Origin of the sequence: Amycolatopsis saalfeldensis (assembly GCF_900110575.1) — a bacterium.
Lineage (GTDB): Bacteria > Actinomycetota > Actinomycetes > Mycobacteriales > Pseudonocardiaceae > Amycolatopsis > Amycolatopsis saalfeldensis.
Genome location: NZ_FOEF01000015.1, coordinates 114,861 through 122,154 on the forward strand (window position 1 = coordinate 114,861; position 7,294 = coordinate 122,154).

Here is a 7,294-nt window from a genome sequence, read left to right on the forward strand (position 1 = left end):
CTCCCTAACGACGGACTGGGGACAACGGGGATTTAAACGTTTCAAATCTGGTGTTCTTCAGACTGTAATCAGCCGATCACGTGATCGCAATACGCCAGACGGCGTTTCAAGCGGGGCGGACGCCGGTGCCGAACTTCAGGTCCCGGCCCGGTTCGGCGGTGAACGATCCACTGTGGTCGGTGCTGTAGGACTCGACTCCGCCGGGGTATGGCCCGGAATCGTTGTACTCCCAGCCGAAGCAGCCGGTGGTGGTGGCGGATTCCAGCCGCAGCAGATACGGATGGCCCGCCGTCACGGGGATGCCCGGGTGCGCGGCCAGCGCGGCCGGCGCCCACGGCACGTCGGCGAGGGCGAAACCGGTCCGGCTCAGCACGGTGCCGTCGGCCCCGTCGACGACGTCCAGCGTCACCGGCGCGTCCGGGTTCCCGCGCTGGAACGTGGTGATCGACGCGGTGGTGAGCGTGCCGGTGCGCGAGGGCGTGAAACCCTGTTGCCGCACGACGTTCCCGCCGATGTCGCAGTAATGGTGGAAGCCGTCGAGGCCGCTGCCCTGGTCGAGGCCCGGCGGGGTGGCGGGGTGCCCGGGGGGACCGGGCGGGGTGAAGGGGAACCGGTCGACGCAGGAGATGTCCTGCAGCGTCCCGTCCTGGCCGAAGCTCATCGGGCCGAAGAAGAAATTGGCCAGCGACTCGTTGGGCGCGCGGTGGTCCCAGCGGTCGGACACGAAGTAGTAGCCGGTTCTCCCGTCCGCGCCGACGACCGGCAGGCTCGCCAGCGGCTGCCCGCCGCAGTTGTCGGCGTTGACGATCCGCGCGCGCCAGCGGGGTTCGGCGCGGCCGCTCTGGTGCACGCCATTCGGGTCGTACCAGGCGCCCGACCACGCGCCGAGCATCGAGGTCGCGGTCATCTCACCGGTCCCGCCCGAGCAGTAGGCGCAGGACGGGTCGGACATCAGGGCGTGGTAGACGCCGTCGCGCTTGAAGACCGTGAACGCCTCGACGTCGCCGAGGCCCAGGCGGACGTACTCGCCGGTGGTGCCGAGGTAGTCCGGGGTGAGCCGCTCGACCACCATGTCCGCGGTCAGCCCGGCGTCGACCTGGGTGGTGTTGTGGATGACGTAACCGGTGCCGTCGGTGTCGACGAACAGCGACTCGTCCACGGCGCCCCCGACGGCCAGCTTCGGGTCGGGCCGCGCGGTGAACAGCCCGGTGGGCGCAGGGCTGGTGGCGACCAGGTAGCGCCCGCCGCCGTCGGCCCACAGGACGTACTGGCCGGTGCGGGCGTTGAAGACCACGTGCGGCCGGAAGCAGTACGCGCACGAGCCGGGCGGGACGATGTACCCGCGATCGGTCCAGTGCACCAGGTCCGGCGAGCTGTAGGCCTTGAACCCGCAGAAGGTGCCGTTCTGCTGATAGCCGTAACCGCAGGCGTAACTGGTGCCGTAGAGGTAGAAAGTGTTGCCCGCCTGGAGGATCGAGCCGTCGTGCGCGTCCAGGGCGTTGCCCTCGACGTCGAACCGGCTCACCGGCCCGGTCGCGTCGGAATTCACCACGGTCACGGCGTGGTGGGCCGGGGCGGCGGCGGGGGAGCCGAGCAGGAGGTTCGCGAGCAGCGCGAGAACGGCGAGTGCCGGGGTCATTTCCTGGTCTCCTCAGTGAGAGCATGAAACGTTTCAACACGGTAAGGCCGCAATCGCGCCCCGTCAAGGAAAGTGTCCGATTTCGGACGGCCACTTCCGATGCGCGATCTGATCGCAAACGGGTGACGGTGGTGGCGTTCGGACACTGTCCGGGTAGGTCGGGTCCTGGGTTTTGCCCACAATCAGGTGAACGTCGGCGTTCAACCGGGCTTGCGTGCAGCGTCCGGGTAGCGTCGTCACCGCCCGGTGACGACGCCGGCGTCAGGGGTGCCGTCCTGGCCCCGGCAGTGTGGTTCCCACCTGTGACCCGAGAAACTGGACGAAACATGACAACTGTGCCGTTGCCCCGGGAGAGCCGGGAGAACCGCGCCTTTGTGGACGGTCCGAGAGTCGCGTACCTCGACCGCGCGGCCGGCTCGCCGGGCCGGGTCCTGGTCCGGATCGGGGTGGTCGTGGGCGAGGACGTCGGCGGTGGGCGCGTGCCGCTCGCCGAGAGTGACGTCCCGCGCCTCGGCGGCGCCCGGCTCGTCGCGGCCGCCGACCTGATCGGCCGGCTCCCGGAGGCCGGCGGCAACCGGCATCAGGGCGGACGGCGGTGGCGCGGCCTGCTGCGCGGCCTCGGCCGGGCGGGGCGGCATCGCCGGTGGGCCGTGCCTGGGTCACCGCGGCGCAGCGGCTTCCCGGCCGCCTCGCGGGGCTGGGTCCACATCGGACGGTCCGCTCCGGCTCGTGCCGAGGAGGCAGCCGCCTTCGAGGTGGCGACGGGCTGACGCGACGGCGCCGAACGCTCGGACTGGGGTGCCGTCCATGCCTTCGGGCCAACGCCGGATCGGGCCGGGGAGCCGCCCATCGTTTTCGGATCGATGCCGGGTCGGGCTCGGAGCCGTTCATCGCTTTCGGGCCAACGCCGGATCGGGCTCAGAGCTGTCCATCGCTGTCGGGCCAACGCCGGATCGGGCGCCCGAAACTGCGCCACGACAAGGGAAACCCCGCCGGGCAGCGGTGACGGCGGCTGGGCGCCGTCACCGCTGCCGTGTAGCGGGTCAGCTCAGCGGGAAGTGCTGGGCGGCACTCCCGTTGCACTCCCAGATCTCCAGCCGGGTGCCGTTGGCGGTGGCCCCCTGCGGGGAGTCCAGGCAGCGGCCGGACTGCGGGTTGAGCAGTGAGCCGTTCGCCTGCTGCACCCAGTTCTGGCCGCCGACGCCGTTGCAGTCGTACAGCTCCACCTTGTCGCCCTGGGCGGTGCCGTTGCCGACGATGTCCAGGCACCGGCCCCGCGTGCTCAGGGAGCCGTTCGGGTTGTGGAACCAGTGCTGGTCCACCGCGTACGACTGGCAGTCCCAGAGCTGGACGGGGGTGCCGTTCCCGCCGTTGTCGTCACCCGCGACGTCGACGCACTTCCCGCCGACGCCGACGATCGGGCCGCCGCCGGTCACGGAGAACTTCTCCGCCGCGGAGCCGTCGCAGTCCGACAACTGGAGCTGGGTGCCGTTCGCCGCCCCGGTGTCCGGTGAGTCGAGGCAGCGGCCGGACTGCGGGTTGCGCAGGGAACCGTCGCCCTGCTGGATCCACTTCTGGCCGCCGACGCCGTTGCAGTCCCACAGCTCGAGTTTCGCGCCCTGGGCGGTGCCGTTGCCGACGACGTCCAGGCACCGGCCCAGGGTCGACAGCGAGCCGTTCGGATTGTGCGACCAGGACTGGTCCGCGGCGTTGTTCTGGCAGCTCCACAGCTGGACCGGGGCCGAGTCGCCGCCGTTGTCGTCGCCGTTGACGTCCAGGCACTTGCCGTTGGCGCCGAGCACCCGGCCGCCGACGGGCGCAGTGCCGGTGGCGCCCGCGTAGCCGACGGAGACCACGTTGGCCTGCACCGCGTTGTCCGCCGCGTCGCTGGGGTAGCCCGCCGTCATCACGCCTTCGAAGAAGGAGCCGACGGAGGCGTTGCTGTTGTCACCGCCGGTGCCGAGCACGATGGAGCCCTCCTGCTGCATCGGGGTGTACCCGCCCGACGGCAGGGCGCCGTCGTACCAGGTGGTGAGGCTGCCCGACTGGGAGTTGCCGCCCTTGAGCGCGAAGGTGGTCTGGCCGTTGTTCTTCAGCATCGCCGTGACGTACGGCGATGCGTTGCCGTGGTTCGCGGTGTTGGAGCCGTGGCCCTGGAACAGCCCGTTCTCCAGATCGCCCGCGACCCACGGGCCGATCCCGGTGCACGGCCCGAAATAACAGGTGGTGCCGAGGTTGACCGCGTCCATGTGGCCGTTGCCGGTGTCGTTGATGGTGGCCTCGACGTTGCCGTAGTCGAAGCAGCAGCCGCCGTTCACGTGGGTGCCGCTGGCGACCATGTACATGCCCTCGGGCTGGCCATTGCGCGCTACGCCGTCGCCGACGTAGTGCCGGTAGCCGGTGCCGGGGGCGATGTAGACGCCGTAGACCTTGTGCCCGCCCGCGGTGACGGGCAGCGCCGTCGCGTTCGCGCCGACGTCCTGGCCGCCGGCCGTGCCCGGGCCTTCGATGGTGAGGTCGTTGTGCCGGGGGGACTGGTCGTAGACCACGGTGATGATGCAGCTCGTCCCAGCGCAGAAGGAGTCCTGTGTGGACGCGTTGGCGTAGCCGCCGGCGGTGAGCACGCCGATGTCGGTGGTCGCCTTGTCGGAGGCGCGCTGCACTTGGTACAGGCGCCCGTTGTAGGAGCTGTAGAGCGCCCGCGTGGTGCTGTGCGCGGCGACGCACGAGGTGCCGGCGGAGCCGTAGATGTCGCACGGGAGCGAGCCGGCTGCCTGCGCCGTGCCGGGCTGGGCGCCGAGCACGCCGAAGACCAGCGCGAGGGCGGCGGTGACGGCGAGGATGATTCTTCGCCGGTGGGGGACTGGTCGGGAGAACACGCTGGAACCCCTTTCACGGATGGGATTTTCGGGTGGGTCAGGCCGCCGGCCGCACCTGCCAGAGGTGATCGGCGGTGCCGTTGTCCTGGAACTGCACCACGGCTGCACTGTCCTGGGTGGACATTCCGGCGACGCCGAGCAGCAGCCCGCTGTGCGCGTTGCGGATCTTGAACTGGCCCCCGCCCGCGTCGATGAGCGTCCAGAGGTGGTCGGGGGTGCCCGTGTCGTGGTACTGGACCACGGCGGCGCTGTCCTGAGTGGACATACCGTCGACGCCGAGCACGAGCCCGCTGTTGCCGTTGCGGATCTTGTACTGCCCGCCTCCGGCCGGGACCAGCTGCCAGAGGTGGTCGCGGGTGCCGTTGTCCTGGAACTGGACCACCGGTGCACCGTCCTGAGTGGACATGTCCGAAACGCCCATCAGCAAGCCGCTGTTGACGTTCGCCAGCTGGAAGACGGGCGCGCTGTACACCTCGAACTCCTGCAGCCCCCAGCCGGTGCCGCCGCCGGCGTTCGGCGCGACGACCCGCAGCCGGCTGGTGGTCAGCGCGGGGAAAGTGATCTCCGTCGGGCCGTTCACGGTGGCGGGAGCGCGGGACTGGCCGGGCACCGTGGCCCAGCCGTTGCCGGTGTCGTACTGCAGGTCGTACGAGGTGGGGGTGCGCACCCCGCCGCCGTCGTCGTAGAACCACAGCCGGACCTCGCCGGTGGAGACGCCGCGGTGGAAGTCGAGCTGGTAGCTGTCGGTGGCGTTGGGGGAGCCGTAACTGGTCCACCGGCTGTTCTGCGGCACCGCGGTGCGGTAGACGATGCCGTCGACGGCGTTCCAGACGTTGTCGTACGACGAGGTGTAGGACGCGCTGGGCTGCGGCCCGTAGCCGAACCGCTGGCCGTTCGCGGCGATGTCCACTGTGGAGGGAACGGGATGGGCCACGGCGGCGCCGACGGGCACCGTGAGCGGGTCCAGACCGGACTGCTGAGCGACCTGGGCGCCGTCCACGTAGACGTGCAGGCCCGCGCCCTGGCCGTACCGCGAACCGGTGCGGTCCCACAGCACGGTGACGTTGTGCCCGTGGTAAGGCGTGTTCTCCAGCGCGAAGTAGTCCCAGCTCGCCGGGGCGAGCGGCTTGAGCGTGAGGGTGCCGCCGGGCTGGCCGCGCAGCCCGATCAGGCCGGAGATGACGTTGTCGTTGTAGGTGGAGTGGTTGTAGTCCTCGCTGTGGGCGTGCCCGTCGTAGATCCACCGGTCCTGGTCGGGGTCGTGCGCCTCGGCGACGTACGGCTGGCCGTCGCGGTACTGCGTTGCCGCGTACGTGTGCAGCAGTGAGACGTAATCGGCGGCCGTGAAAGTGGACTGCGGCGGGTAGTCCTGCAACAGGTTCGCGGCGCCGGTCAGGGTTTGCGAGGTTTCGTACGGCCAGGAGGGGCCGTCCCAGCGGCAGCAGTCCGCGGCCTCGTGCATGAACCACGGGCTGCGCCGCTCGGCGGTGGTGGGGCCGAACGGGGCGGCGAACCCGTCCGGGTCCTTGAGCTGGGCGAACGCCCCGGTGTCGTCGGCCGTGGGCAGGTCGAACATCCACGGCACGAAGCCCATTTCCTCGCGCGTGCCCGTCAGGGCGTGGGACGGGTTGTTGTCGCGGGGCATGCCGTAGAAGAACTGCCGCGACGGGTCCCACAGCTGTGATTGCACGGCGGAGCGCAGGCTCGCGGCGCGGCCGGTGAAGTCGTTCGCGGTCGCGGAGTCGCCGGTGAGCGCGGCGATCTGCGCGATGGCCGTGGCGTCGCCGAACTGGTAGGCGTTGATGGTCGGCCGGTAGCCGACACCGCCGCGGTAGCCGTCGCCGGATTCGTAGGACGAGGGGGTGAACTCCGTCGCGTCCCACACCGGGACCTGCCAGTAGAGGCCGAGGCTCGCGTCGTAGTGATCGGCCCAGCCGTTGTACTGCTTGATCAGCGCTTGCTGCTCCGCGGCGGTGAAGCCGAGATCGCCCGCGGCGAGGTACTGCTGCCAGACCGCGCTCGCGGCCCAGAAGCTGTACTCGTGCGCCCAGTCGCCGGTGTCGGGGTTGACGTTGTCGTTGCGGGGCTTGGGAAACTGGCCGGGGCCGGCGAGCCAGTAGTCGATGTCGTCCTTGACGTACTGCTGGTCACGCAGCCACCGTCCCTCGGTGATCTGGTGCCCGGCCGCGGCGTCGATCCCGCCGTACGGGGCGCCGTAGTCGGCGGGCTGCAGGAACTCGCTGGACATCCAGCCGTAGACCGGCCCGGTGTAGACCAGGTGCTCGCGGTAGGTCTGCCAGCGGTAGTAGTAGACGGACTGGATCTGCTGGTCGGGCACGTCGAGGAACGGGATGTTCGCCTCGTACCAGGCGGGGTCCGCGGCGTTGCCGAGCAGGGCGGCGTGGTTCAGGAACGAGGTGCCGCCGGCCGTCGGGGTGAGCGGTGAGGCTGCGGCGCCGGAGACGGGGAGCAGGAGCGCGGCCACCAGCAGCAGCGTCGCGGCGGCGAATCGGCTCCGCACCCGCCGGGCGACGCGGGCGAAGGGTGCTGCTGCGCGTTGCTGCCATGACGGGGTGGGCCGGTTCGGCTTGGTGCCGGTGGGGCTCGGTGGTGGCGAGGCGTGGTGGTTCGACGCGGCAACGGCGGGATCCGGCCTCGGCCGCGCGAATCGGCCCGGCGCGGTGGTGGCGGGGTTTGGGCCTAGGTGGGCGGCGTGGCCCGGGGTGGGTGCGGTGGCGGAGCTCGGTCTGGGGTGGGCGGCGTGGCCCGGGGTGGG

The 7,294-nt window shown here is 70.7% G+C and carries 4 protein-coding genes; 1 reads left to right on the forward strand and 3 read right to left on the reverse strand.

The window, feature by feature from the left end; genetic code table 11:
• Window positions 1-106: 106 nt before the first annotated feature.
• A complete protein-coding gene (locus BMY97_RS29530) occupies window positions 107-1,639 on the reverse strand; it encodes a family 43 glycosylhydrolase (protein WP_091622834.1) in 1,533 nt (510 codons plus the stop codon).
• 326 nt (window positions 1,640-1,965) lie between these two features.
• Between BMY97_RS29530 and BMY97_RS29535 the strand changes: the two genes are divergently transcribed.
• The gene (locus BMY97_RS29535) at window positions 1,966-2,409 is read left to right on the forward strand and encodes a hypothetical protein (protein WP_143086331.1); all 444 of its coding nucleotides are present in this window, start codon (window positions 1,966-1,968) and stop codon (window positions 2,407-2,409) included.
• A 273-nt stretch (window positions 2,410-2,682) separates the two neighbouring features.
• On the opposite strand, the gene BMY97_RS29540 is transcribed toward BMY97_RS29535, so the two are convergent.
• Entirely contained in the window at window positions 2,683-4,518 is a 1,836-nt protein-coding gene (locus tag BMY97_RS29540; protein ID WP_177231602.1) for an arabinofuranosidase catalytic domain-containing protein, read from the reverse strand.
• A 37-nt stretch (window positions 4,519-4,555) separates the two neighbouring features.
• A complete protein-coding gene (locus BMY97_RS29545) occupies window positions 4,556-7,039 on the reverse strand; it encodes an MGH1-like glycoside hydrolase domain-containing protein (protein ID WP_091622839.1) in 2,484 nt (827 codons plus the stop codon).
• Window positions 7,040-7,294: the final 255 nt, after the last annotated feature.

Coding starts and splice junctions, on each gene's coding strand:
- BMY97_RS29530 (WP_091622834.1), bottom strand. CDS start 1,639: ATGACCCCGGCACTCGCCGTTCTCGCGCTGCTCGCGAACCTCCTGCTC.
- BMY97_RS29535 (WP_143086331.1), top strand. CDS start 1,966: ATGACAACTGTGCCGTTGCCCCGGGAGAGCCGGGAGAACCGCGCCTTT.